Genomic DNA, 26,157 nt, shown 5'->3' with positions numbered 1-26,157 from the left:
CGATGTGCAGCCGGGAGACGGCTCGGACCCGGGCTCCCCGGAGCGACCCGGGGCTAGCCTGGGCTCGCCCCTGAACGCGAACGTCGAGGAGAACCGTGTCTGACAAGCCCACCGCCACAGCCAACATCGGAGTCGTCGGTCTGGCGGTGATGGGCTCGAACCTCGCCCGCAACCTCGCCAGCCGCGAGGGCAACACGGTCGCGGTGTTCAACCGCTCCTACGGCCGCACCGAGACCCTCATCACGGAGCACCCGGAGGCGGGCTTCGTCGCGTCCGAGACCATCGAGGACTTCGCCGCCTCGCTCGCCACCCCGCGCACCGCGATCATCATGGTCCAGGCCGGCCGCGGCACCGACGCCGTGATCGAGCAGCTGACGAAGGTCTTCGAGCCCGGCGACATCATCGTCGACGGCGGCAACGCGCTCTTCACCGACACCATCCGCCGCGAGAGGGCCGTCCGCGAGACCGGCATCCACTTCGTCGGCACCGGCATCTCCGGCGGCGAGGAGGGCGCGCTCAAGGGCCCGTCGATCATGCCCGGCGGCTCGGTCGAGTCCTACAGGACGCTCGGCCCGATCCTCTCGTCGATCGCCGCGGTCGCCGAGGGCGAGCCCTGCGTCACCCACATCGGCACCGACGGCGCCGGCCACTTCGTCAAGATGATCCACAACGGCATCGAGTACGCCGACATGCAGCTCATCGCCGAGGCGTACGACCTGCTCCGCACCGTCGGGGGACACGAGCCCGCCGCCATCGCCGAGGTCTTCGACGCCTGGAACAAGGGCGACCTCGAGTCGTACCTCATCGAGATCACCGCCGAGGTGCTCCGCCAGGTCGACGCCGACACCGGCAACCCCTTCATCGACGTCGTCCTCGACCAGGCCGGCTCGAAGGGCACCGGCGTCTGGACCGTGCAGAACGCGCTCGACCTCGGCGTCCCCGTCGGCGGCATCGCCGAGGCCGTCTTCGCCCGTGCCGTGTCCTCCCACCCCGAGCAGCGCGAGGCCGTGCAGGCCCGCGTCACCTCGCGCCCGACCCCGGTCGAGAAGTACGAGGGCTTCGAGGACGACGTGCGCGCCGCGCTCTACGCCTCCAAGGTCGTCGCCTACTCGCAGGGCTTCGACGCGATCATCGCCGGAGCCGAGAAGTACGGCTGGGAGATCGACAAGGGAGCGGTCGCCAAGATCTGGCGCGCGGGCTGCATCATCCGCGCCCAGTTCCTCAACCGCATCGTCGACGCCTACGACGAGAACGCCGGCATCACGACCCTCCTCGAGGACCCGTACTTCGCCGAGGCCGTCGCCAACGGCGAGGCCGCCTGGCGCCGCATCGTCTCGACCGCCGCGCTCTCGGGCGTGCCGATCCCCGGCTTCGGCGCCGCGCTGTCGTACTACGACTCGCTCGCCTCCAAGCGCCTCCCGGCCGCTCTCGTGCAGGGCCAGCGCGATTTCTTCGGAGCGCACACCTACAAGCGCGTCGACAAGGAGGGCACCTTCCACACGCTGTGGTCGGGCGACCGCACCGAGGTCGAGCAGGACCCCTCCACGCACTGACCCGCGTCGCACGGGAAGGCGCCCCCGCCTGCAGGATCCTCGGATCCTCGGGCGGGGGCGCCTTCCGCGTTGGGGAGGGAGCTCCCCCGTCGTCAGCGGAGCCGGGCGGTGGCGTCCGGCTCCCCGAGCACGCGCTCGACGCCCGGGCCGGCTGACCCCTCAGCTCCGGAACGCCCGCGCGATCAGGAGCGCCGCCAGGAGCACCGCTGCGGCGGCCGCCGTGGCAGCCGGGAGGGCGAGCAGGAGCAGCAGCGAGACCGCGGCCGACGCGAGGGCCGGGCCGCTCGCCCCGGCAGCTCCGTGGTCGAGGCGCCGCACGATGGTCGCCACCAGCAGGGCGGCCATGGCGAAGGCGAGCAGCGCGTCGGCGTCGAGGATCACGACCGCGAGCACGGCGACCAGGCAGAGGACCAGCTGGGCCGCCGCGGGCACGCCGGTCCTGCGGTTCCTGGCGGCGAGCACCGCCGGCATCTCCCCTGCGTCGGCGAGACGGACGAGGGCGCGCGCATCCCTCCTCCCGAGGTCGAGGAGCGCGAGCAGGACCGCGATCACCGCGGCGGCCCCGACGAGCCCGGACGCGGGCGTGCCCCGGGTGACAGCGCTCAGGGAGGTCTCCGAGGACGCGAGGACCTCGGGACCGGCCGCCAGGAGCAGACCGGTGCCGAGCGCGGCGGCGGCCGCCGTGGCGATCCCGATGCGCAGCAGGGCGGGGCGGAGAGCCGTCACCGCGCCGGAGCGGGAGGTCGGCAGGAGGATCAGGAGCAGCGCCGCGGCGGTGCCGGCTCCCAGCGGCCCTCCGTCGCGCAGCGGGTCGAGCGGCGCGGGGTCCGGAGGGGACGCCAGCAGGATCACGGCGGCGGCGGCCAGCAGGACGACGACCGCGCCGACGAGGAGCAGGACCGGGCGAGCGGGGAGGCGCCCGCCGTGCAGGCCGAAGAGCGCGACGGCCACGAGCAGCAGGACGGCCAGGGGCCGGGCCGCTCCCCCGAGGACCGACTGGGCCGCGGTCAGGGCCAGCGCGGCCGAGGCGAAGGCGCGCCCGACGATCCCGAGCCACTCGGAGGAGGGGCCGTCGTGGACGGTGCGCCCGGCGTCGGCGACGGCGCCCAGGGCCGCGGCGGCCGCCGCGACGGCGAGCCCGAGGAGCAGCCACCAGCCCGCCGCGGCGGCGGCCGGCGACCAGACCAGGAAGACCGCCGCCAGGGCGAGGGTCGCATCCGAACGCTGGGGCACGGCCTCACCCTAGGCGGTGGAGCCGGGGCGGGACCCGGGTGCGCCGTGCAGGGCGCACCCGGGGCGCGGGGTCCTACGCGTCGCCGTCGAACATCGACGTCACGGAGCCGTCGTCGAAGACCTCGTGGATGGCGCGGGCCAGCAGCGGAGCGATGGGCAGGATCGTCAGGCGGTCCCAGGTCTTCTCCGGCGGCAGCGGCAGGGTGTCGGTGACGACGACCGAGTCGATGAATTCCGAGCTCAGGAGCTCGACCGCCGGGTCCGAGAAGACGGCGTGGGTGGCCGCGACGACCACGCCAATCGCGCCCGCCTTCTTCAGCGCCTCGGCCGCCTTCGCGATGGTGCGCCCGGTGTCGATGAGGTCGTCGACGAGGAGGCAGACGCGGCCCTTCACCTCGCCGACGATCTCGTGGACGGAGACCTGGTTGGCGACCTTCGGGTCGCGGCGCTTGTGGATGATCGCCAGCGGGACGCCGAGCTTGTCGCTCCAGATGTCGGCGACGCGGACGCGGCCCATGTCGGGCGAGACGATGGTGAGGGTCGAGGGGTCGAGCTTCTCGCGGAAGTGCTCGAGCAGCACCGGCATCGCGAAGAGGTGGTCGACGGGGCCGTCGAAGAAGCCCTGGATCTGCGCCGCGTGCAGGTCGACCGACATGATCCGGTCGGCTCCCGCCGCCTTGAAGAGGTCGGCGACGAGGCGGGCCGAGATCGGCTCGCGGCCGCGGCCCTTCTTGTCCTGGCGCGCGTAGGGGTAGAAGGGGGCGACCACGGTGATCCGCTTGGCGGAGGCGCGCTTGAGCGCGTCGACCATGATCAGCTGCTCCATCAGCCACTCGTTGATCGGGGACGTGTGCGACTGGAGGACGAACACGTCGCCTCCGCGGACCGACTCGCCGTAGCGGACGTAGAGCTCGCCGTTGGCGAAGGTGCGCCCCTCGGTCGTGACGAGCTCGGTCCCGAGCTCGGCGGCGACCGCTTCCGCCAGTGCCGGATGCGCCCTCCCCGAGACGAGGACCAGGCTCTTCTTGTTGCTGGCGGTGATGCCGGTCACTGTGCTCCGCTTCCTCCGGTGGGCGCCTGGTCGGATCCGGTGGGATCCGACGCCAGGGCCGCCTCGGCGGCGTCGGCCGCCGCGGTGCCCGGACGGTGGGTCTGCACCCACCCGGCCATGTTGCGCTGCGGAGCGACGGTGATCCCGAGGGCTCCGGCGGGGATGTCCTTGCGGATGACCGTGCCGGCGCCCGTGTACGCTCCGTCACCGATTCTAACGGGGGCGACGAAGACGTTGTGTGACCCCGCACGCACGTGCGAGCCCACCACGGAGGACGCCTTGCTCACCCCGTCGTAGTTGGCGAAGATCGAGCCGGCGCCGATGTTCGACTCCTCGCCGATGACCGCGTCGCCGACGTAGGAGAGGTGCGGGACCTTCGATCCCTCGCCGATGACGGCGTTCTTGGTCTCGACGTAGGTGCCGATCTTGCCGCGGGCGCCGAGCACGGTGCCGGGGCGGAGGAACGAGAACGGGCCGACCTGGGCCTTCGCGCCGATGACGGCGAGCGTCGCGTCGGAGCGCTTCACGACCGCGTCCTCGCCGACCTCGCAGGAGTCGAGCGTGGTGTCCGGGCCGATGACCGCACCGGTGGCGATGACGGTCGGGCCCTTGATCTGCGTGCCCGGGAGGATCTCGACGTCCGGGGCGAGGACCGCGTCCACGTCGATCCAGGTGGTCGCCGGGTCCTGGATCGTGACGCCCTCGAGCTGCCAGCGGCGCACGATGCGCGCGTTGAGCTCGAGCGCCGCGTCGGCGAGCTGGGCGCGGTCGTTGATCCCGGCCACGAGCCAGCGGTCCTGCACGGGGACGGCCTCGATCGCGCGACCGGCGGCCTTGAGCGCGGCGGCGGCGTCGGTGAGGTACTTCTCCCGTTGCGCGTTCTCGGTGCCGATCGCGCCGATGACCGAGCGGAGCGCGGCGGCGTCGAAGGCGTAGACGCCGGCGTTGATCTCGGTGAGGTCGAGCTCGTCGGGGCTGGCGTCCTTCTGCTCCACGATGGAGGCGAAGGCTCCGTCGGCGCCGCGGACGATCCGGCCGAAGCCGGTCGGGTCCTCGAGGACGGAGGAGAGCATGGTGAGCGCGTTCGCCGCGGCGAGGTGCTCGTCGAGCAGGCGGCGGAGGGTCGGCGCGTCCAGCAGCGGGACGTCGGCGCTCAGCACGACGACCGTGCCGGCGAAGGACTCCGGGAGCGCCGCGAGGCCCTGCTCGACCGCGCGGCCGGTGCCGGGCGTCTCGTCCTGGTCCACCACCAGCGCGGAGGGCGTGTGCTCGAGGACGGCCTCGGCGACCCGGTCGCGCTCGTGGCGCACCACGGTGACGACGTGCGCCGCGTCGAGCGAGGCGGCCGTGTCGAGCACGTGCCCGAGCAGCGGCCTCCCGGCGAGGCGGTGCAGGACCTTCGGGGTGCGGGACTTCATGCGGGTGCCCTGGCCTGCCGCCAGGATCACGACGGCGAGCGTGCTGTCTGCCATGTTCTTCGCGTTCTCCTCCGTGAGCGCACCGTCCTGGTGCCGCTCCGCCACCAGGATTCGAACCTGGACCGGACAGCTCCAAAGGCTGCCGTGCTGCCGTTACACCATGGCGGACCGCGCGATCGCGCGCCGTCCATCCTGCCATCCCCGCGCCCCCGGCCCCGCCTCGGGCGCGGGCGGCCGCCGCTCGGGCGGGCGACGGCGGCCCGGGAGGCCCCCGCCTCCCGGCCCGTCCGCCTCCCGGCGTCCCCCGAGCCGCCCAGCCGCCACAATGGACGGGTGAGTGCGAATGACGAGGTCGACGGGATCGTCGACGCCTGGGTCCGGGAGCGGCCCGATCTCGATTTCACGCCGCTCCAGGTCTTCTCGCGGATGCGCCGGCTGGCCAAGCAGCTCGAGCGCGCGCGCGGCAGCGCCTTCGGCCGGTCGGAGCTCGAGACGTGGGAGTTCGACGTGCTCTCGGCCCTGCGGCGCGCGGGCGCGCCCTACCGGATGAGCCCCAAGCAGCTCCTCCAGGCGACCATGGTCACCAGCGGCACCATGACCAACCGCATCGACCGGCTGGTCGAGCGCGACCTGGTCGAGCGCCTCGACGACCCGAACGACGGGCGCGGCGTGCTGGTGCAGATGACGCCGTCGGGGCTCGCCCGGGTCGACGCGGCGATCACCCGCCTGGTCGATGCGGAGCAGGAGCTGCTCGGCGCGCTCACCCACGCCCAGCAGGAGCGGCTGGCGCAGCTCCTCCGGAAGCTCTCCCTCGACTTCGGCTGAGCCGGTCGGCCCGGGCCCGCGACGGCGGCCCGCCCTCGCGGTACGGGACAGCTGCCGGTGCCGCGGAGGAGAGCGGCGTCAGCCCTCGAGCTGCTCCGAGAGCTCCAGCCAGCGCAGCTCGAGCTCGGCCGTCTCGTCCTCGTAGGCGCGGAGCGAGGCGTTGAGCGCCAGGATCCCGTCGTAGTCGTCCTGGTCGTGCGTCGCCATCTTCTCGTGCACGGTCTTCGTCAGCTGCGTGAGCTTGTGCAGGCGCCGGTCGATCGCCGACACCTCCTTCTCAGCGGTGCGGCGCTCGGCCCCCGCGAGTCCGCTCGACGCCGGCGCGGCGGAGGAGGAGCCCGACGACGCCGCCGCGGGCGCACCCTTCTCGAGCGCGCGGCGCAGGTCGAGGTACTGCTCGACGCCGCCGGGCAGGTGGCGGAACGCGCCGTCCATCACGGCGTACTGCTGGTCGGTGACGCGCTCGAGCAGGTACCGGTCGTGCGAGACGACGAGGAGGGTGCCCGGCCAGGAGTCGAGCAGGTCCTCGATCGCGGCGAGCATGTCGGTGTCGAGGTCGTTGGTCGGCTCGTCGAGGATCAGCACGTTGGGCTCGCTGAGCAGGATGAGCAGGAGCTGGAGCCTCCGGCGCTGACCGCCCGAGAGGTCCTTCACGGGCGTCGAGAGCTGCGCGCTCGAGAAGCCGAGCCGCTCGAGCAGCTGGCCCGGGGTCATCTCCTTGCCGCCGATGGAGTAGCTGGTGCGCTGCTCCGCGATGATCTCGCGGACGGGCCGGTGCTGGACCCCGGTCAGCTCGCGCAGCTGCTGGTCGAGGATCGCGACGCGAACGGTGGTGCCGCGCTTCACCCGGCCGCTCGTCGGCTCCACGCTGCCCGCGACCAGGCCGAGGAGGGTCGACTTGCCGGCGCCGTTCACGCCGAGGATGCCGGTGCGCTCGCCAGGCGCGATCCGCCACTCGATGCGGTTGAGGACGGTCCGCTCGCCGTAGCGGACGGTGACGTCGAGCAGGTCGACGACGTCCTTGCCCAGGCGCGAGACGGCGAGCTGCGAGAGCGAGACCGAGTCGCGCACCGGGGGCTCGTCCTCGATCAGCTGGTTCGCGGCGTCGATCCGGAACTTGGGCTTCGCCGTGCGGGCGGGGGCGCCGCGGCGGAGCCAGGCGAGCTCCTTCTTCATCAGGTTCTGGCGCTTGGCCTCCATGGTCGAGGCCATCCGGTCGCGCTCGACGCGCTGCAGGATGTACGCCGCGTACCCGCCCTCGAACGGCTCGACGAGACGGTCGTGCACCTCCCAGGTGGCGGTGCAGATCTCGTCGAGGAACCACCGGTCGTGGGTGACGACCGCGAGCCCGCCCGACGACGCCGCCCAGCGGCGCTTGAGGTGCTCGGCGAGCCAGGCGATGCCCTCGACGTCGAGGTGGTTGGTGGGCTCGTCGAGGAAGACGACGTCCCAGTCGCCGACGAGCAGCTTCGCGAGGGCGACCCGGCGCCGCTGCCCGCCCGAGAGGGAGCCGACCACTCCGTCCCAGGGGACGTCGCGCAGCAGGCCCGCGATCACGTCTCGGGTGCGCGCGTCGCCCGCCCACTCGTGCTCCTGGAGCCCGCCGACGACGGCCTGGGCGACGGTGAGGTCCTCATCGACCGTGTCGGCCTGGTCGAGCATCCCGAGCGTGACGCCGCGGCGGTGCGTGACGCGGCCGCTGTCCGGCTCGATGCGCTGCGCGAGCAGGCGCAGGAGGGTCGACTTGCCGTCGCCGTTGCGTCCGACGATCCCGATGCGGTCGCCCTCCTCGATCCCCAGGGAGACGTCGTCGAAGATCACGCGTGTGGGGTACTCGAGTCGCAGCGCCTCGGCGCCCAGCAGATGTGCCATAGGGATCCAGCCTAGGCGGTGCCGCCTGAGCGGTCCGCCGCGGGTCGATCACAGTGCGGCCGGGTCGCGGCCCCCGGACCTCAGCCCGCGGGTGCCGGCTCCGAGACGGACACCGAGCGGCGGTGCAGTCCCGTGGCGCCGTCGGGGGCAGGCGGGCGCTCGACCGTGGTCTGCACCGTGCCGTCCGCGTCGGTGGCGCGCACGGTCACGACGTGGTCGCCGACCGTCGCGTCCCACTCGAGGACCCACTGGATCCACGTGTCCGCGGTGACCTGCTCGGCGAGGCGCGCCTCCTGCCAGGCGCCGCCGTCGATCTGCACCTCAACCTTCGCGATGCCGGTGTGCGGCGCCCAGGCGACTCCCGCCACGGCGACCGTCCCCGCCTCGACGGGCTGGCCCTGGCGCGGCACATCGATCCGCGACTCGATCTTGATCGGACCGCGCTCGGTCCAGCCGCGCGTCGACCAGTACGCCAGGTCCTCCGCGAAGGTCGTGACCTTCAGCTCGACGACCCACTTCGTCGCCGAGACGTAGCCGTACAGGCCGGGGACGACCATCCGGACGGGGAAGCCGTGCTCGACCGGGAGCGGCTCGCCGTTCATCCCGACGGCGAGCAGGCTCGCGCGGTCCTCGTCCTGCAGCACGTCGAGCGGGCTGGAGGCGGTGAAGCCGTCGATGCTCCGCGAGAGCACCATGTCGGCGCCGGCGGTCGGCCGGGCCCGGGCCAGCAGCTCGCGGATCGGGTAGCCCAGCCAGAGGGCGGTGCCGATCAGGTCGCCGCCGACCTCGTTGGACACGCAGGACAGGGTGACCAGGTGCTCCTCGAGCGGCAGTGCGAGCAGCTCGTCCCAGGTGATCTCGATCTCCTCCTCCACCATTCCGGTGATCATCAGCGACCAGTCGGCGGGCTCGACCGACGGCACCGAGAGCGCGGTGTCGATCCGGTAGAACGAGGAGTTGGGAGTGACGTAGGAGCTGATGCCGTCGATGTCGTCGAGCACGGCGCCGGCCGGGACGGGCGCGGCGGCCGAGGCGGGAGCCGGCAGGGACACGGCCTCGCGCACGGCCGTAACGGCGGCGGAGGCGGACGTGAGGAAGCGGGCGCCGATGCCGGCGGCGACCGCGGCGACTCCGGCGATCCCGACCAGGCGGAGGAACGACCGGCGGTCCGGGGAGTCGCTCTCGCGCTCCTCCTGCCAGCCGCGGAGGCGGACGGAGGCCGAGCGGAGCACCGCGGCACCGGCCACCATGCCCACGACGCTCGGCGCCGCGTCGATCCCGGACGCGCCCTCGCGGCTGACGGCGGCGAGCGCACCGGCGCCCGCGACGACGGCCAGCAGCAGCACGCCGAACGGCGGGCGGCGGTACTCGAGGACTCCCGCGCCGACGGCCAGCAGCGCGATCGCGAGGCCGATCGAGACCAGCAGCACGAGCTTGTCGCCGGTGCCGAAGAGCGCGATGACCGTGTCCTTCACGCCCGGGGGCACGATGTCGATGACGAAGCCGCCGACCGCGACCAGCGGACTGCCGCCCGCTCCGGTGAAGACCGCGACGACCTCGGCGGCCGCGAGGGCGACGACGGCGGCCACGATCCCGGAGAGGATCGCGAAGAGGGTGGCTCGGCGGGACATGAGCGGCACTCTAAGCCACGACGTCGGAACTTCTCTGCGGACCGTCTGTGGAGGGCGCCGGGCGCGAGGCTCGCGAGCCCCGCTCCGGAGGCACCGCCTCCGCGACTAGGTCGAGAGCAGGCGCGCCCCGTGGACCGGGCCGGAGACCCGCACGGCGCTCAGCCGCGCGGAGCTCAGCTCGCGCTGCAGGTCGGCCGCCGCATCGGCGTCCGGAGCGAGGAACGCCACGGTCGGTCCGGACCCCGAGACGAGGCCGCCGAGCGCTCCGCGGCCCTCGCCGAGCTCGAGGATGCGGGCGAGCCCGGGCTGCAGGTGCAGCGCCGGCGCCTGCAGGTCGTTGTGCATCGCGTCGGCGAGCATGGCGGCGTCGCCGGCGCGGAGGGCCTGCAGCACGTTGGGATCGATGGCGGGGGTCGCCGAGATCGGGCGGAAGTCGTGCAGGTGGCGCTCGCGGTGCCGGTCGAGCTCGCTGTAGACCTCGGGGGTCGACAGGCCCTCCTCCGAGAGGACCAGCACCCACTCGAAGCGGCCCTTGGCGAGCGCCGGGCTCAGCTCATCGCCGCGGCCGACCCCGATCGCGGTGCCGCCGGTGAAGGAGAAGGGGACGTCGGCGCCGAGGCTCGCGGCGATGCCGAGCAGCTGCTCCCTCGTGCAGGCCGTGCCCCAGAGCGCGTCGCAGGCGAGGAGGGTCGCGGCAGCGTCGGCCGAGCCGCCGCCCATGCCGCCGGCGATGGGGACGTTCTTCTCGATCTCGAGGTGCACGCCGCCGCGGTAGCCGGTCGCCCGGGCGAGCGCCCGAGCCGCCTTGATCGCGAGGTTGGAGCCGTCGACGGCCAGGCGGGAGGTGTCGATCGAGCCCGAGAAGGAGACCGAGAAGTCGGCCGCCTCCTCCGCGAACACGTCCTCGTAGAGGGAGAGCGACTGGAACGCGGTGGCCAGCTCGTGGTACCCGTCGTCGCGCACGGCGCCGACCTTGAGGAACACGTTGATCTTGCCGGGCGCCCGCGCGTGGACCCGGTTCGACGTCGCGCGGTGGGCCATGCATCCACGCTACAGGGTGGCGGAGGCGCCCTCGTCCGCACCCGGGACGGGCTCCCCGTCGCCGTCCGCGTCGTCCCCGTCGGTCTCCGCCAGCGACCCGTCGGGCACCGCCGCGCCGCGCACGGGGACCCTCGCCGGATCGAGCTCGCGGCCCAGGCGGACGAAGGCGGCGACGTCCAGCTCCTCGCCGCGCGCGGTCTGCGGGACGCCGGCCCGCTCGAGCGCGACGATCGCCGCGGCGCTGTCGCCGAAGAGGGTCGCGAGCGACTGGCGGAGCATCTTCCTCCGCTGCGCGAACGCCGCGTCGACGACCGCGAAGACGGCGCGGCGCAGGGTCTCGTCGCCCGGCTCCTCGCCGCGGTCGAACGCGACGAGCACGCTGTCGACGTTCGGCACCGGCCAGAAGATCTGACGCGAGACCGCGCCGCCCGTCGTCCAGGAGCCGAACCACGCCGCCTTGACGCTCGGGCCGCCGTAGACCTTGGAGCCGGGACCGGCGGCGAGCCGGTGCCCGACCTCGGACTGCACCATCACCACTCCGGACCGGATGCTGGCGAAGTGCTCGAGGAAGTGCAGGAGCACCGGCACCGAGATGTTGTACGGGAGGTTGGCGACGAGCCGGACCGGCTCCCCCGGCAGGTCGAGCACCTTCATCGCGTCGGCGTGCACGACCGCGAGATCGGCGCCCGGCGCCATCAGCTCGACGGTGCGCGGCAGCTGCTCGGCGAGGCGCCCGTCGATCTCGACGGCCACGACCTGTGCGCCCGCCTCGAGCAGGCCGAGGGTCAGCGATCCGAGGCCGGGGCCGATCTCGACGACGGTCTCCCCCGGGCGCACCCGAGCGAGCTTGACGATGCGGCGGACCGTGTTGGCGTCGTGCACGAAGTTCTGGCCGAGCTTCTTGGTCGGCGTGACGTCGAGGAGGCCGGCGAGGTCGCGGATCTCGGCCGGGCCCAGCAGGCGCGGGATCGCGGCGGCCGTCGGCTCGGCGGCGTGGCGGCCGCTCATGCGAGGGGTCCGACCGGCTCCGTCGGCTCGGAGCCGACCTCGCCGCCCCACTCGCCGTACACGGCCTCCGTGTTCGAGGCGATCGTCGCGGCCAGGTGGCCGACGTCGGTCTCGAGGGTCGCGGCCATCGAGCGCAGGGTGTGCGGGAGGAGGTAGGGCGCGTTCGGGCGGCCGCGGAAGGGCGACGGAGTGAGGTACGGCGCGTCGGTCTCGACCAGGATGAGGTGCCGCGGGGTCGCGACGAGCGCCTCCCGCAGCGGCTCGGCGTTCTTGAACGTCACGGTGCCGGCGAAGGAGAGGTACCAGCCCTCGTCCGTGCACATCCGCGCCATCTCCGCGTCCCCGGAGAAGCAGTGGAAGACGGTGCGCTCGGGGGCTCCGACGCGGCGCAGGGTCTCGATGACCTCGCGGTGCGCGTCGCGGTCGTGGATCTGCAGCGCGAGGTCGTGCTCCTTCGCGATGCGGATGTGCTCCTCGAAGGAGCGGAACTGCGCGGCGCGGCCGCTCTCGCCGGTGCGGAAGAAGTCGAGCCCGGTCTCGCCGATGGCGCGCACCCGCGGCTGCTCCGCCAGCTCGGCGATCACGGCGAGGGCGGCGTCGAGCTCGCCGCGCTGCTCCAGCTCGGGCGCCTCGTTGGGGTGGATCGCGACGGCGGCCAGCATGCGCGGCTCGCTCGCCGCCTGCTCGGCCGACCAGCGGCTCGTCTCGACGTCCGTGCCGACCTGGACGACGCCGCGGACCCCGACGGTGGAGGCCCGGTCGAGCTGCTCGCGGTGGTCGAGCGGCTCGAGGCCGTCGGCGATCTCGAGGTGCGTGTGGTTGTCGTAGACGGGGACGACGAGCGCCTCGGGCAGCGGCGGGTACGTCAGGTCGCGGCCGGACGAGGCCTCGCGGGAGCGGACGTGCTGGCTGTCGGTCATGCGCTCCAGGCTACCGGGAGGGCTCGCGCGGGCCGGAGTCCCGGGTGGACGAGGGCCGAGAGGCGGCCGCTGAGGCGCCCTGAGCGGATCGGGTCAACACCCGATCGGATCGGGACAGCCCGCCTCCCGCGCCGCCGGGAGGCTGGAGCCATGACAGACACCGAGCTCCTCGCCCACTCCGCACCCGGCTCCCTCGCCGGGCGCCACGCCCTCGTCACCGGATCCTCGAGCGGGATCGGCGCAGCCATCGCCCGCCGGCTCGCCGGGGCCGGCGCTCACGTCCTCGTGCACGGACGCGACCCCGAGCGGGTCGGGTCCGTCGTCCGCGGCATCCGCGCCGACGGGGGCACCGCCTCCGCGCTCGTCGCCGACCTCGCGGGCACGCCGGAGGAGACCCGCGCCGTCGCCGAGCGGGCGCTGACCCTCCTCGACGGGCGGATCGACGTCCTCGTCAACAACGCCGGAGTGTTCCCGGTGGGGCCGACCGCCGACCTCAGCGACGCCGATGTCGAGTCCCTCCTCACCACGAACATCCGCGTGCCGCACCAGCTCGTCGCGGCGATCGCCCCGGCCATGGCCGAGCGCGGGAGCGGAGTGGTCGTCAACATCACCTCGTGGATGGGACGGGTGGGAACGCCGGGGACCGCCCTCTACCCCGCGACCAAGGCGGCGCTGGAGCACCTCACGCGGGCGTGGGCGGCCGAGTACGGCCCGAGCGGCGTGCGCGTGGTCGCCGTCGCGCCCGGCGCGACTCTCACGCCCGGCAACGAGCACGCCGCGGCGATCCTGGAGCAGATGACCGCGTCCGCCCCCGCCGGCCGGCCCGGACGTCCGGACGAGATCGCCCTGGCCGTGCGCTGGCTCGTCTCGGACGAGGCCTCGTACGTCCACGGCACGACGCTCGACGTCGACGGAGGCATCGTCGGCGCCCGCGTCTGACGCCGCGGCACGCGCCGCTCGGAGTCCCCGCGACAGCGCCCGCCGCTCAGTGGATCTGGACGAGCGGCCCGGGGTGGAGCGCGGCGTCGGCCGCGGGGGTCGTCTCGTAGGCGCGGCGGTAGTCGCGCCCGAAGTGCGACGCGCTCGCGTAGCCGACCGCGGCCGCGGCCTGCGCGGCGGTGTCGCCCCGGACCAGGAGCAGCCTCCTGGCCTCCCCGAGGCGGAGCCGCCGCAGGTAGCCCAGCGGCGACATCCCGGTCAGCTCGCGGAAGCGGCGGGTGAGTGTGGGCACGCTGGTGCCCGCCTCCGCGGCGAGCGCGCCGAGGGTCCAGCCGCGCGAGAGCGACGCGCTCATCGCCTCGACCGCGCGGGAGACGGCCTCCGAGCGGACGGTGCTGGACGCGGCCAGCAGCCGGGGCGCCTGGTCCGTCTGCAGCAGCCGCAGCACGAGCTCGCGCGTGATCGCGGGGGCGAGCACCGGGATGTCGGCGGGGGCGTCGAGCAGACGGAAGAGTCGGCGCAGCGAGTCGGCCATCTCCTCCGTGACCGTGCCGATCCGCGGGGCGGGAGCCCGCGGGGCCGTCCGGGGGGCGAGCGCCGCGATCTCGGCCACCACGAGCGGGTCGAGACGCCAGTTGGCCGACAGGAAGTCGCCGCGGTCGCCGGTCTCCACGACGGCCGCGACCACCGGCAGATCGACGGGGGTGATCAGGAAGCGGCCGGCGCCCCACCGCTCGTCGGAGTCGCCGACCACCGAGCGCTTCCGGCCGGCCAGCACCAGGCTGAGGGTCGGCGGGAACCGGGTGTAGACGAGCTCGGTCGGAGCGGTCACCCGGTGCAGGCGCAGGGCGAGCGCGGCGGCGCGCTCGGGGTGCCCGACGTGGCGCCGGGTGAGCTCGGCCGCCTGCCCGAGAGCGTCGAGGACCTCGCGCGTCATCTGCGCCCCCACGGAGCGGCGGGCCGTTCGCACCCGGCCCCTCGCGTTCGGATCGCGGTCATCGTGCACTCCCCTGCGGATCCTCCGCCGGCGACTCCGGGCCGCTCGGCTGGTCGGTCCACGGGTCGAGGCGCGGCCGTCAGGACGCGGGAGCCTCGATGCGCGGGAAGAGCGCGGCGAGCGTGCCGACGGTGGTGCCGACGGGGAGGACTCCCCACCGGCCCGCCTCGCGGATCGGCTGTGCGGTGAGGGCGCCCAGCGACTCCGTCACGCCGAGCGCCTCCCAGAGGGACGCCGTCGCGCGCGGCACGACCGGCGAGAGCAGCACGGCCAGGGCGCGGAGCCCCTCCGTCGCGGTGTAGAGCACCGTGCCGAGGCGCTCGCGCTCCTCGCGCTTGGCCAGCGCCCACGGCTCCTGCTCGGTGATGTAGCCGTTGAGCTCCTCGACGATGCTCCACACGGCGGTGATCGCGTCGTGGATCGCGAGCGCGTCGATCGACCGGTCGGCCGACGCGGCGGCCTCGGCGACGATGCGCTGCACGCGCTCCTCCGCCTCGGTCGGCTCCCCCGGCGCGGGCACGACGCCGTTGTAGTAGCGGTGCAGCATCGCGACGACCCGCGAGGCGAGGTTGCCGAAGCCGTTCGCGAGCTCGGACTGGTAGCGCGCCGACAGGTCCTCCCACGAGAACGAGCCGTCCTGGCCGAAGGTGATGGTCCGGAGGAAGTAGTAGCGGAAGGCGTCGGAGCCGAAGGTGTCGGTGATCTGCTCGGGCGCGATGCCGGTGAGCTTCGACTTCGACATCTTCTCGCCGCCGACCAGCAGCCAGCCGTGGCCGAACACCTGCCGGGGCACCTCGAGGCCCGCGGCCATGAGCATGGCGGGCCAGATCACGGCGTGGAAGCGCAGGATGTCCTTGCCGACGATGTGGGTCGCGGGCCAGCGGCGCTCGAACTCCGCCTCGTCCTGGCCGTAGCCGACCGCGGTGATGTAGTTGAGCAGCGCGTCGAACCAGACGTAGACCACGTGCGAGTCGTCCCACGGGACCTTCACGCCCCAGTCGAAGCTGGAGCGGGAGATCGACAGGTCGGCCAGGCCCTGGCGGACGAAGCTGACGACCTCGTTGCGCGCCGACTCGGGCTGGACGAAGTCGGGACGCTCCTCGTAGAGCGCGAGCAGCCGCTCGGTGTACTCGCTCATCTTGAAGAAGTAGTTCTTCTCCTTCAGCAGCTCGACCGGCTTCGAGTGGATCTTGCAGACGTACTGGCCGGCGTAGTCGCCGGTGCCCTCCTCGAGGTCGGACAGCTGTTTGTACTCCTCGCAGCCCACGCAGTAGTAGCCCTCGTACTCGCCGGTGTAGATCGCGTCCTCGTCGTACAGCTTCTGCAGGAACTTCTGGACGTTGACCTCGTGCCGCGCGTCCGTGGTGCGGATGAAGTCGTCGTTGGCGATGTCGATGGTCTCGAGCAGCGGCTGCCACGCGGTCCTCACGAGGCGGTCGGCCCACTCCTGGGGGGTCGTGCCGTTGGCGGTGGCGGTGCGGAGGATCTTCTGGCCGTGCTCGTCCGTGCCGGTCAGCAGCCAGGTGTCGTCGCCCGCCTGGCGGTGCCAGCGGGTGAGCACGTCGGCGGCGACCTCGGTGTACGCGTGCCCGATGTGCGGGACGTCGTTCACGTAGAAGATCGGGGTCGTGAGGTAGAAGGAGGCGCCGTCGGACATGGCGACCATCCTATTCACCGCGGGGCACCGCTCCCGGCGTGTGACGGAGGCCGTGGACGACCGGCCGCGGGCGCCGTCTGGGAGGGAGCTCTCAGCCGCGGCGGGAGGCGAGCGCCGCCTCGTAGAGAGCGCGGCGCGAGAGCCCCGTGATCTCGGCGACCTCGGCCGACGCCTCCTTGAGCCGCGATCCGGCCTCGACGCGGGCCAGCACGTCGGCCAGCGCGTCCTCGAGCGACGCCTCCCGCGCGGGGGCTCCCTCGACGACCAGGCAGATCTCGCCGCGCAGGCCGTCGGCCGCCCACTCGGCCAGCTCGGCCGCCGTGCCGCGCCGGACCTCCTCGAACATCTTGGTGAGCTCGCGGCAGACGACGACGCGCCGCTCCGGGCCCATCGCCTCGACCAGGTCGGCGAGCGCGTCGCCGATCCGGTGCGGGGACTCGAAGAAGACCATGGTGCGGCGCTCGTCGACGAGCGCCCGGAAGGTCGAGACCCGCTCGCCGTGCCGGCGGGGCAGGAACCCCTCGAAGCTGAAGCGATCCGTCGGGAGCCCGGACACGGCGAGCGCCATGAGCACCGCCGAGGGACCGGGCAGCGCGGTGACCGCGACTCCCGCCGCCACCGCCGCCTCGACCAGGTGGTAGCCCGGGTCCGAGACCGTGGGCATGCCCGCGTCGCTCAGCACGAGCAGGTCCTCCTCGCGGGCCAGCTCCACCAGCTCGGCGGCGCGCTCGCGCTCGTTGTGGTCGTGCAGCGCGTAGAGGGCGGGCCGGTTCTCGACGCCCAGGGCGCGCATCAGCTGGATGGTCACGCGCGTGTCCTCAGCGGCGACGTGGCGGGCGGAGCCCAGCGCCTCCACGAGCCGGCGGGAGGCGTCGCCGAGGTTTCCGATGGGAGTGCCGGCGAGGATGATCATGCCGCCAGTCTCCCAGGCCGGGTCCGGGGCCTCCCGCCGCGGATCGCCGCCGTCCCGGGAGGAGGCGCCCCGTTAGCATGGCCGGGTGACGGACCGACCGCAGCGCGACTTCGACGACCTGCTCCTGGACGCGGCGGGATCGGCGCGCTCGGTCCCGGTGGAGCCCGCCGAGGCGTCCGCACCGCGCGAGCGCACCCCGCTCCCGGACGTGCCGCACGGCTCCTGGTTCGACGACCTGCACACCCGGCTCGTCGCCTCCCCCGCGCGCCGCCGGCTGTACGAGCTCGGACTGCCGCTGCTGGTGGTCGCACTGGCCGCGGTGCTGCGGCTGTGGAACCTCGGCCACCCGCGCTCGCTCGTGTTCGACGAGACCTTCTACGTGAAGGACGCCTGGACCCTCTGGAACCTCGGGTTCGAGGGCGCCTGGCCCGAGAACCCGGACCCCGGCTTCGCGGCCGGCGACGTGGACACCTTCACGGGGGCGCCGTCCTTCGTGGTGCATCCGCCGCTGGGCAAGTGGATCATCGGGCTCGGGATGGGCGTATTCGGCGCGGACGACAGCGTCGGCTGGCGCGTCGCGACCGCCGTCGTGGGGATCCTCGCCGTCGCGCTGGTGATCGTGATCGGCCGCCTCCTGTTCCGCTCCACCCTCCTCTCCTCCTTCGCGGGGCTGATGCTCGCGCTCGACGGCCACGCGATCGTGATGTCGCGGGTGTCGCTCCTGGACGGGATCCTGATGTTCGTCGCGCTCTGCGGGGTCGCGGCGGTGCTGCTGGACCGGCGCTGGGCCGAGCTGCAGCTGGCGCGGAAGGTGGCGGCGGGAGCGCTGCCGAGCTGGGGGCCGGTCCTGTGGTGGCGGCCCTGGCTGCTCGCGGCCGGCGTGCTCTTCGGCCTGGCCGCGGGCGTGAAGTGGACGGGCGTCTACTTCCTCGCGGCGTACGGCGTGTACGCGGTGGTCGTCGACGCGCTGATGCGGCGCCGCGCGGGCGTGCCGTTCTGGGGCAGCGGCGCGATCCTCAAGCAGGGTCCGGTCACCTTCCTCCTGGTCGTGCCGATCGCCCTGATCGCCTACCTCGTCACCTGGACGGGCTGGCTGCGAACCTCCGGCGGATGGGCCCGGCAGTGGGCGTCGGAGGCCCCCGGCAACGCCTGGACCGGGGCTCTGGCGTGGGTGCCGGACTGGGCGCAGAGCCTCTGGCACTACCACGTGCAGATGTACGACTATTCGATCAACCTGCGGGCCTCGCACCCCTACGAGGCGAACCCGCTCACCTGGCTGCTCATGCTCCGGCCGACCAGCATGTACTTCGTCGACCAGGCGACGGGCGTCGACGGCTGCACCGCCGCACGCTGCGACGAGGCGATCACCTCGGTCGCCAATCCGCTCATCTGGTACGCCGGAGTCCTGGCGCTGGTGTACCTCCTCTACCGGCTCGCGCGGTACCGGGAGTGGCGCGCCGGCTTCGTGCTGATGGGGATCGTGGCGGGCTACCTGCCGTGGCTGCTCTACCTCGACCGAACGGTGTTCCAGTTCTACTGCGTCGTCTTCGAGCCCTACATGATGCTGGCGCTGGCGCTGACGGCCGGGATCGTGATCGGGAGTCCGGGCGACGAGCGGAGGCGGCGCACCCGGGGCGTCCTCGTGGTGCTCGTCTTCGCGGTGGCGGCGGCGGCGCTGACGGCCTACTTCCTGCCGCTCTGGATCGGCGCGCAGACGTCCTTCGCCTTCTGGCAGGCCCACATGTGGCTGCCCTCGTGGGTCTGATCCGGCGGCTGGGCCCGGGAGTCGCGGCCTGCGCGGTCGCGGCGGTGATCGCGGCCCTGCTGCACGCGACGGTGCCGGCAGTGCCGATGCTGACCGCGGCGGTCGCGCTCGGGATCCTCGTGGCGCAGCTGCCCGCGGCGCGCCCCCTGCTGAGCGGGGCGCTGGCGCCGGGCCTGAAGTTCTCGTCCCGCTCGCTGATGCGCGCCGGCATCGTCCTGCTCGGGCTGAAGCTCTCTCTGATCGACATCGCTGCGCTGGGCTGGGGCGCGATCCTGGTCGTGGTCGGGATCGTCCTGGCCACCTTCGGCCTGACCTGGGCGCTGGGCTGGGCGCTCCGGCTGCCCGGGCAGGAGCCGCTGCTGCTCGCGGCGGGCTTCTCGATCTGCGGGGCCTCGGCGATCGGCGCGATGGCCGGAGCGACCCGGGCGAAGGAGCAGGAGCAGGCGACGCCGGTCGCGCTGGTGACGCTCTGCGGCACGCTCGCGATCGCGGTGCTCCCCGCCCTGCAGCAGCCGCTCGGGCTCTCCGACGTGCAGTTCGGGCACTGGGTCGGCGCCTCGGTCCACGACGTGGGCCAGGTCGTGGCGACGGCCCAGGTGGCCGGAGCGTCGGCGCTGGCCGTGGCGGTCGTGGTGAAGCTCACCCGAGTGGTCATGCTGGCGCCGATGGTCGCGGTGGCGGCGGCGGTCACGAGGCGCCGAGGCGGGACCGGCGGGACGCGCCCGGCGATCGTGCCGCTGTTCGTGGTCGGGTTCCTCGCCGCGGTGCTGCTGCGCACGCTCCTCCCCCTGCCGGAGGGACTGCTCGCCGCCGCCGACACCGCGCAGACCTGGCTCCTCGCCGCGGCGCTCTTCGCGCTCGGCAGCGCCGTCCGGGTGCGCGCGCTCGTGACGACGGGGTGGCGTGCTCTGCTCGTCGCCCTGGTGTCGTGGGCGGCGATCGCGGCGATGGGACTGGCCGCGGTGCAGCTGGCGCTCTGATCGGCGCTCCGATCCGCTCGACCGCTCTGTCGCGCACGGTCGCTCTGCACTGCGGGGCCGCTCTGTTACGCGATGCGTCGCTCCGGCGCGGCGGTGTCGGCGGCTCCCGCTAGCGTCGATCGCATGGCAGATCGTGAGTACGGCTTCAAGACGCGTGCGATCCACGCGGGCAACATCCCCGACGCGGTGACGGGCGCCCGCGCTCTGCCGATCTACCAGACCAGCGCCTTCGTCTTCGACGACACCTCCGACGCCGCGGCCCGCTTCGCGCTGCAGAAGTACGGCAACGTCTACTCGCGCCTGTCGAACCCCACGGTCGCCTCCTTCGAGGAGCGCGTCGCGAGCCTCGAGGGCGGCCTCGGCGCCGTCGCCACGGCCTCCGGGCTCTCGGCGCAGTTCATCACCTTCGCGGCGCTCGTCGGCGCGGGCGACCACGTGGTGTCCTCCGCCAACCTCTACGGCGGATCGATCACCCAGCTCGACGTCACGCTCCGCCGTTTCGGAGTGGACACCACCTTCGTCCGCTCGAGCGACCCGGCCGACTACGCGGCGGCGATCACCGAGAAGACCAAGGTGCTCTACGCCGAGACGATCGCGAACCCCTCCGGCGAGATCGCCGACATCGAGGGCCTCGCGGCGGTCGCGCACGCCGCCGGCATCCCGCTGATCATCGACTCCACGGTCGCCACGCCCTACCTCGTCCGCCCGATCGAGTGGGGCGCCGACATCGTCATCCACTCGGCCACCAAGTTCCTCGGCGGACACGGCACCACGCTCGGCGGCGTCGTCGTCGAGTCGGGGCGCTTCCACTACTCCCCCGAGAAGTTCCCGCTGCTGCACGACCCGGTCGCCTCCTACGGAGACCTGTCGTGGGACGGCAACTTCGGGGAGTACGGCTTCCTCACGCGCCTGCGCGCGGAGCAGCTGCGCGACATCGGGCCGGTCCTCGCTCCGCACTCCGCGTTCCTGCTCGCCCAGGGCGTCGAGACGCTGCCGTACCGGATCCAGGCGCACGTCGACAACGCGCGCCGCGTCGCCGAGTGGCTCGACGCCGACCCCCGCATCGAGGCCGTCTACTGGGCCGGGCTCCCCGCGCACCCGCACCACGACCGTGCGCAGAAGTACCTGCCGAAGGGGCCGGGCTCGGTCTTCAGCTTCGTGGTCAAGGGCGGCCGCGCCGTCGGCCAGACCTTCATCGAATCGGTCGACCTCGCCAGCCACCTCGCCAACATCGGCGACGCCAAGACGCTGGTGATCCACCCCGCCTCGACCACCCACGCCCAGCTCACCGAGGACCAGCTCCTCCACGCGGGCGTCCTCCCCGGACTCGTCCGCCTCTCCGTCGGCATCGAGGACGCGGACGACATCATCTACGATCTCGACCAGGCGCTCGCCCGCGCGGTCGAGGAGCACGGCACTCCCGACACTCCGACCGAGCTCCCCGAGGGTACGACCACCACCCTGCACACCCCGGCCGTGGAGGTCTGAGCATGAGCACCACCGACACCGCCGACACGGTCGTCCAGCTGTCCAACGGGCTGAGCTGCTCGGTCCCGGCGAACTCGCCGCTGGCGAAGATGCTGCGCTCGCAGCGCACCTGGGTGGGCCCCGACGCCCGCAGGCGACTCGACATCCTCCGCCGCGCAAGGACCGTGGCGATCGTCGGCGCCTCGCCGAACCCGGCCCGCTCCTCCTACTTCGTCGCCACCTACCTGCAGCAGTCGAGCGACTACGAGCTCTACTTCGTGAACCCGAACGCCACCGAGATCCTGGGGCAGCCGGTCTACCGCAGCCTCGCCGAGCTCCCGGTCGTGCCCGACATCGTCGACGTGTTCCGCAAGGCGAGCGACATCCCCGCCGTGATCGACGACGTCCTCGCCGTCGGCGCGCCCACGGTCTGGGTGCAGCTGGGGATCTGGAACCAGGAGGCGGCCGAGTACGGCGAGTCGAAGGGCCTGACCGTCGTGATGGACCGCTGCATCAAGGTCGAGCACGCCCGCTTCCACGGCGGCCTGCACCTGCTCGGCTTCGACACCGGCCAGATCTCGGCGCGCAAGACGCTGCGCTGATCCGCCGCCGACCCTCGTCGACGCCGGATCTCCGTGGCTCCTCGTCGCGGGCGCGGCTCGGGCGGCGCACTCCGCCGGCCCCGGCGTAGTCTCGGTGGATGAGCGCCTACGTCTCCGTCCTCGACCTGTTCAGCGTGGGGATCGGCCCGTCCAGCTCGCACACCGTCGGACCGATGCGCGCCGCCCTCGCCCTCGCCGAGCGGATCCGCGACGCCGGGCTCCTCGGCCGCGTGAGCCGGGTGGGATGCACCCTCTACGGCTCGCTCGGCTCCACCGGGATCGGCCACGGCACCCCCGACGCGGTGGTCGCCGGTCTCGCCGGCCTGGACCCCGAGACGTGCGACCCGGCGCTGGTGCGCGGGGCATGGCAGCGCCTCGACGCGGAGGGGACGATCCTGCTGGCCGGCGAGCAGCGCCTCGCGATGACGCGCGACGACGTCGTCTTCGAGCCGCGCACGAGGCTGCCGGAGCACCCGAACGCCCTCACCTTCAGCGTCTGGGTCGGCGACGACGCGCTGCCGGTGTGGGAGGAGACCTACTACTCGATCGGCGGCGGCTTCATCCGGCGCGCGGGCGAGCGTGCCGAGCTGGCTGCCCTGGCCCCGCACCCCTACCCCTTCGTCTCCGGGCTCGACCTGCTGGCGACCTGCGATCGGACCCGCTCCGGCATCGCCGAGATCGCCGCCGCGAACGAGCGCGCTCTGCACCCCGGGGTCGACATCGACGCCCGCCTCGACGCGATCTGGGACGCCATGGCCGCCTGCGTCGAGCACGGCCTGGCGACCGACGGCGTGCTGCCGGGCGGCCTGGGCGTCCGCCGCCGGGCCTCGGTGCTCCGCGAGCGGCTCGAGGCCTTCGAGGAGGATCCGCTCGACCGCGCCCGCGCGACCTCGGTGGAGTGGCTCCACGCCTTCGCCCTCGCGGTGAACGAGGAGAACGCCGCAGGCGGGCGCGTCGTGACGGCTCCGACGAACGGAGCGGCGGGCATCATCCCCGCCGTCGGGCACTACTACCTCCGCTTCGTCCCGGGCGCCGACCGCGCGGGGCTGCGCCGCTTCCTCCTCACCGCCACCGCGATCGGCTCGCTCTGCAAGACGAACGCCTCGATCTCCGGTGCGGAGGCGGGCTGCCAGGGCGAGGTCGGCTCGGCCTGCGCGATGGCCGCCGGAGCGCTCTGCGCGGTGCTCGGCGGCAGTCCGCGCCAGGTCGAGAACGCGGCCGAGATCGCGATGGAGCACCACCTCGGACTGACCTGCGACCCGGTCGGCGGGCTCGTGCAGATCCCCTGCATCGAGCGGAACGCGATCGCCTCCTCCACCGCCGTGAGCGCAGCCCGCCTCGCGCTGCACGGCGACGGCGACCACCGCGTCTCGCTCGACGCGGTCATCGAGACGATGCGCCAGACCGGCATCGACATGTCGTCGAAGTACAAGGAGACGAGCGAGGGCGGCCTCGCGGTCAACGTCATCGAGTGCTGAGCGCCCGGCGGCGTCCGTGACCGTGCGTGACGCACGGGGGCGCGCCTGTCAGCGGTCGCGCCTACCGTGGGGCGGGTGAGCACCTCCTCCGCCCCGTACCTCGCCCGGCCGATCGTCTCGACCCAGTGGCTCGCCGACCAGCTCGGCCGCGAGCACCTCGTCGTCGTCGACGCCAGCGTGCTGCTCGTGCCCGGCTTCGACGGGCGGCCCGGCTACCTCAGCGGCGACGAGCAGTACCTCCTCGAGGGGCATGTCCCCGGCGCCGTGTTCGGCGACCTGCTCGAGCAGCTGTCGGATCCGGCGGCTCCCCTGCCCTTCACCCGGCTCGACCCGGAGCGCTTCGCCGCCGCGACCGCCGCGCTCGGCATCGACGACGACTCGGTGGTCGTCGTGTACGACTCCGCGGTCGGCCAGTGGGCCTCGCGCGTGTGGTGGCTGCTGCGCTCGGCCGGGCACGACGCCGTCGCGGTGCTCGACGGCGGGCTCCCGGCCTGGCGGCGGGAGGAGCGCCCGATCGAGACGGGGCACGTCGAGCCCGCGGTGAGCGGAGGCATCAGCGTGCGCGAGGAGCGGCCGCTCTGGATCGACAAGGCCGGCGTCGAGAGGGTCGTGCGCGGCGAGGCTCCCGGGGCGCTGGTCTGCGCGGTCCCGCCGAAGGAGTTCACCGGGGAGGAGGGGCGCCGCCCCCGCCTCGGACACCTGCCGGGCTCGCGGAGCGTCCCCGCCGGGCGGCTCGTCGACCGCGCCGACAACACGCTCCTGCCGCCGGAGCGGCTGCGGTCGCTGTTCGGAGACGCTCTCCAGGCCGAGCGGATCGTCCTCTACTGCGGGGGCGGGATCGCCGCGACGGCCGATGCACTCGCACTGGCGGTGCTCGGAGTCCACACGGCGGTCGTCTACGACGGCTCGCTCAACGAGTGGGCCGCCGACCCCGCGGCGCCGCTGGTGGTCACGGCCGCGTGAGCAGCTCCTCCGGGAGGCGGGTCGTCGGCAGGGCGCAGACGAAGGCCTCGCAGGAGTAGGCGGTCGGCAGCCCCTCCCGCGAGATCCGCCCCTCGAACAGCTCGAAGCCCGCGTCCGCCCAGTCCCGGGCGCCCTCGTCGGACACGCCGACCAGCACGCCGATCCCGGCGGACCGCGCGCCCTGCACCGCCTCCGCCGCGCCGGGGCCCACGACGACCAGCTGCCGCACCGGGCGAGCCAGCCGCGAAGCAAGCCCGAGCACGGCGCCGAAGCCCATCGGCCGGCGGATCGCGCCCGGAGCGATCGAGGCGACGACCGCCTCGGCCGCCTCCCGGTAGCGCTGCGATCCGGTGAGCAGGTACAGCTCGTGCGCCGCGTCCGCCGTCGCCGACAGGCCGGAGGGGTAGGCGCCCTCGGAGGGATCGGCCGCGAGCAGGAGTCCCCGCGCGGTCAGCGCCGGGTCCCCTCCCCCGGGCAGCGCGAACGGCAGCGGGCCGTCGGCCGCGTCGAGCGCGCCGTCGATCAGGGTGCGCGCCGCGACCGCGTAGAGCGGGCGGCCCTCCGCCAGGGCGAGCTCGAGGAGCCCGCCGGCCAGCATCCCGAGGTCCTCCAGCGCCGGGCGGGCCGCGGAGACGGCACCGTCGAGGGAGGCGCGCACCGCGACGCGGCCGTCGACGAGGTGCCGCTGCAGCACCGCGTCCGCCGCGCCCCGGGCGGCGTCGATCCACTCCTCCCGTCCGAGCACGCGTCCGGCGCGGGCGAGCGCGCGGATCGCCAGGCCGTTCCAGCCGGTGACGACCTTCTCGTCGAGAGCGGGAGGCGCGAGGCGGGACCGGTCCTCGGCGAGGTAGTAGCCGCCCTCCGAGCGCTGGCCGTCGACGATGCTCTCCGAGTCCTGCGCCGATGCGAGGCCGCCGCCCGGCCGCTCGAGAGTGGTCAGGAGGAACGCGGCGACGCCCTCCGCGATCCCGGTCAGCTCCTCCACCCGGGCGCCCTCGTGCCCGAGCAGGACGGCCGCGACGTCGAGCAGCTGCGCGTTGTCGTACAGCATCCGCTCGTAGTGCGGATCGCTCCAGTCGGCCTGCGTCGCGTAGCGGAAGAAACCCCCGTCGCGGTCGCGGAGCGGGGACGCGGCCAGCGCGAGCAGCGTGCGCTCGGCGAGCGCCGCTCCCGAGGGCCGCGAGGCCAGGAACCCGAGCACGGGGGCCACCGGGAACTTCGGGGCGCCGCCGAAACCGCCGTGCACCCGGTCCTCCTCGTCCTCGAGTGCGCGGACGGCGCCGTCGAGCTCGGCGTCGCCGGGCAGCGCGGAGTCGGCGGGCAGCGCCGCGGTCGCCTCGCGCAGGGCCGCGGCCAGGCCGCCCGCCGTCGCCTGCACCTCGTCGCGCCGCAGCCGCCACGCCTCCGAGACCGCGTCGAGGACGTCCGAGAAGGCGGGCACGCCGCCGACGGCGCGCGGCGGGAAGTAGGTGCCGGCGAAGAAGGTCTCGCCGGCGGGGGTGGCGAAGGCCGTCAGCGGCCAGCCGAGCTGCCGGGTGAACGCGCTCGCGGCCGTCAGGTAGGCCGTGTCGACGTCCGGGTGCTCCTCGCGGTCGACCTTCACCGCGACGAAGTCCGCGTTCAGCCGCGCGGCGAGCACCGGATCCGAGAACGACTCCCGCGCCATCACGTGGCACCAGTGGCAGGTGGAGTAGCCGATCGACATCATCACCGGGACGTCGCGGCGCACCGCCTCGGCGAACGCCTCCTCGCCCCAGGGGAACCAGTCGACCGGATTGTCCGCGTGCGAGCGGAGGTAGGGGCTGACACTGGAGCGCAGACGATCGGGCATGCGCTCCACGCTA

21 protein-coding genes and 1 tRNA gene are annotated in these 26,157 nt (G+C 73.7%); 9 read left to right on the top strand and 13 right to left on the bottom strand.

Annotation, left to right across the window (positions count from 1 at the left end):
• Positions 1-95 precede the first annotated feature (95 nt).
• Positions 96-1,553 (top strand): NADP-dependent phosphogluconate dehydrogenase, encoded by a 1,458-nt coding sequence (gene gndA, locus C5D04_RS05485; protein ID WP_104292308.1) that lies wholly within the window; start codon positions 96-98, stop codon positions 1,551-1,553.
• 159 nt (positions 1,554-1,712) lie between these two features.
• Here the strand turns inward: gndA and C5D04_RS05480 are convergent, their stop codons facing one another.
• From C5D04_RS05480 to C5D04_RS05465, 4 genes are all read right to left on the bottom strand, one after another.
• Complete coding sequence (locus tag C5D04_RS05480) at positions 1,713-2,786, bottom strand: hypothetical protein (protein WP_104292307.1); 1,074 nt, start codon at positions 2,784-2,786, stop codon at positions 1,713-1,715.
• A 73-nt stretch (positions 2,787-2,859) separates the two neighbouring features.
• Complete coding sequence (locus tag C5D04_RS05475) at positions 2,860-3,837, bottom strand: ribose-phosphate diphosphokinase (protein WP_104222342.1); 978 nt, start codon at positions 3,835-3,837, stop codon at positions 2,860-2,862.
• Positions 3,834-5,309 carry a bifunctional UDP-N-acetylglucosamine diphosphorylase/glucosamine-1-phosphate N-acetyltransferase GlmU gene (gene glmU / locus C5D04_RS05470; protein WP_104292318.1) on the bottom strand — a complete coding sequence of 492 codons (1,476 nt, stop codon included), beginning with the start codon at positions 5,307-5,309 and terminating at the stop codon, positions 3,834-3,836. The genes C5D04_RS05475 and glmU overlap by 4 nt, the downstream gene beginning before the upstream one ends.
• Positions 5,310-5,351: 42 nt before the next feature.
• Positions 5,352-5,423, bottom strand: a tRNA-Gln gene (locus tag C5D04_RS05465).
• 165 nt (positions 5,424-5,588) lie between these two features.
• Here C5D04_RS05465 and C5D04_RS05460 point away from each other — a divergent pair.
• On the top strand, positions 5,589-6,080 hold the full coding sequence (locus C5D04_RS05460; protein ID WP_104222340.1) for a MarR family winged helix-turn-helix transcriptional regulator: 492 nt from the start codon (positions 5,589-5,591) through the stop codon (positions 6,078-6,080).
• A 78-nt stretch (positions 6,081-6,158) separates the two neighbouring features.
• Here the strand turns inward: C5D04_RS05460 and C5D04_RS05455 are convergent, their stop codons facing one another.
• The 5 genes from C5D04_RS05455 to C5D04_RS05435 all read right to left on the bottom strand — a co-directional run bounded on the left by C5D04_RS05455 (position 6,159) and on the right by C5D04_RS05435 (position 12,552).
• The gene (locus tag C5D04_RS05455) at positions 6,159-7,952 is read right to left on the bottom strand and encodes an ABC-F family ATP-binding cassette domain-containing protein (protein ID WP_104233689.1); all 1,794 of its coding nucleotides are present in this window, start codon (positions 7,950-7,952) and stop codon (positions 6,159-6,161) included.
• 80 nt (positions 7,953-8,032) lie between these two features.
• Positions 8,033-9,583 (bottom strand): molybdopterin-dependent oxidoreductase, encoded by a 1,551-nt coding sequence (locus tag C5D04_RS05450; RefSeq protein ID WP_104233690.1) that lies wholly within the window; start codon positions 9,581-9,583, stop codon positions 8,033-8,035.
• Positions 9,584-9,688: 105 nt separating this feature from the next.
• Complete coding sequence (locus tag C5D04_RS05445; protein WP_104222334.1) at positions 9,689-10,624, bottom strand: 4-(cytidine 5'-diphospho)-2-C-methyl-D-erythritol kinase; 936 nt, start codon at positions 10,622-10,624, stop codon at positions 9,689-9,691.
• A gap of 9 nt (positions 10,625-10,633) precedes the next feature.
• Positions 10,634-11,632, bottom strand: a complete 999-nt coding sequence (rsmA, locus tag C5D04_RS05440) for a 16S rRNA (adenine(1518)-N(6)/adenine(1519)-N(6))-dimethyltransferase RsmA (RefSeq protein ID WP_181068370.1) — start codon at positions 11,630-11,632, stop codon at positions 10,634-10,636.
• A complete protein-coding gene (locus C5D04_RS05435; protein ID WP_104222332.1) occupies positions 11,629-12,552 on the bottom strand; it encodes a TatD family hydrolase in 924 nt (307 codons plus the stop codon). Before C5D04_RS05435 ends, rsmA begins: the two co-directional genes overlap by 4 nt.
• Positions 12,553-12,702: 150 nt before the next feature.
• On the opposite strand from C5D04_RS05435, the gene C5D04_RS05430 reads away from it, so the two are divergent.
• Entirely contained in the window at positions 12,703-13,491 is a 789-nt protein-coding gene (locus tag C5D04_RS05430; RefSeq protein ID WP_104222330.1) for an SDR family NAD(P)-dependent oxidoreductase, read from the top strand.
• A 46-nt stretch (positions 13,492-13,537) separates the two neighbouring features.
• Here the strand turns inward: C5D04_RS05430 and C5D04_RS05425 are convergent, their stop codons facing one another.
• The 3 genes from C5D04_RS05425 to rsmI form a co-directional block, all read right to left on the bottom strand.
• The gene (locus C5D04_RS05425; protein ID WP_104222370.1) at positions 13,538-14,428 is read right to left on the bottom strand and encodes an AraC family transcriptional regulator; all 891 of its coding nucleotides are present in this window, start codon (positions 14,426-14,428) and stop codon (positions 13,538-13,540) included.
• A 139-nt stretch (positions 14,429-14,567) separates the two neighbouring features.
• Positions 14,568-16,145 (bottom strand): methionine--tRNA ligase, encoded by a 1,578-nt coding sequence (metG, locus tag C5D04_RS05420; RefSeq protein WP_104347373.1) that lies wholly within the window; start codon positions 16,143-16,145, stop codon positions 14,568-14,570.
• Between the two features lie 91 nt (positions 16,146-16,236).
• Complete coding sequence (gene rsmI / locus C5D04_RS05415; protein WP_104226923.1) at positions 16,237-17,058, bottom strand: 16S rRNA (cytidine(1402)-2'-O)-methyltransferase; 822 nt, start codon at positions 17,056-17,058, stop codon at positions 16,237-16,239.
• Positions 17,059-17,143: 85 nt separating this feature from the next.
• Here rsmI and C5D04_RS05410 point away from each other — a divergent pair, with 85 nt between their 5' ends.
• From C5D04_RS05410 to C5D04_RS05385, 6 genes are all read left to right on the top strand, one after another.
• A complete protein-coding gene (locus tag C5D04_RS05410) occupies positions 17,144-18,823 on the top strand; it encodes a dolichyl-phosphate-mannose--protein mannosyltransferase (protein WP_258068843.1) in 1,680 nt (559 codons plus the stop codon).
• Positions 18,814-19,803 (top strand): YeiH family protein, encoded by a 990-nt coding sequence (locus C5D04_RS05405; protein ID WP_258068842.1) that lies wholly within the window; start codon positions 18,814-18,816, stop codon positions 19,801-19,803. Before C5D04_RS05410 ends, C5D04_RS05405 begins: the two co-directional genes overlap by 10 nt.
• Before the next feature lie 123 nt (positions 19,804-19,926).
• On the top strand, positions 19,927-21,291 hold the full coding sequence (locus C5D04_RS05400; RefSeq protein WP_104347372.1) for an O-acetylhomoserine aminocarboxypropyltransferase/cysteine synthase family protein: 1,365 nt from the start codon (positions 19,927-19,929) through the stop codon (positions 21,289-21,291).
• 2 nt (positions 21,292-21,293) lie between these two features.
• Positions 21,294-21,872, top strand: a complete 579-nt coding sequence (locus C5D04_RS05395; RefSeq protein ID WP_104233696.1) for a CoA-binding protein — start codon at positions 21,294-21,296, stop codon at positions 21,870-21,872.
• Between the two features lie 98 nt (positions 21,873-21,970).
• On the top strand, positions 21,971-23,350 hold the full coding sequence (locus tag C5D04_RS05390) for an L-serine ammonia-lyase (RefSeq protein WP_104247354.1): 1,380 nt from the start codon (positions 21,971-21,973) through the stop codon (positions 23,348-23,350).
• A gap of 75 nt (positions 23,351-23,425) precedes the next feature.
• Positions 23,426-24,313 carry a sulfurtransferase gene (locus tag C5D04_RS05385; RefSeq protein WP_146076544.1) on the top strand — a complete coding sequence of 296 codons (888 nt, stop codon included), beginning with the start codon at positions 23,426-23,428 and terminating at the stop codon, positions 24,311-24,313.
• Here the strand turns inward: C5D04_RS05385 and C5D04_RS05380 are convergent.
• Complete coding sequence (locus tag C5D04_RS05380) at positions 24,300-26,144, bottom strand: thioredoxin domain-containing protein (RefSeq protein ID WP_104347371.1); 1,845 nt, start codon at positions 26,142-26,144, stop codon at positions 24,300-24,302. The two genes, C5D04_RS05385 and C5D04_RS05380, sit on opposite strands and share 14 nt — an antisense overlap.
• Between the last annotated feature and the right edge of the window lie 13 nt (positions 26,145-26,157).

It is taken from the genome of Rathayibacter sp. AY1D2 (assembly GCF_002932695.1).
GTDB lineage: Bacteria > Actinomycetota > Actinomycetes > Actinomycetales > Microbacteriaceae > Rathayibacter.
The sequence above is the reverse complement of the archived record's forward strand: the minus strand, read 5'-3'. Positions and strand labels throughout refer to the sequence as shown.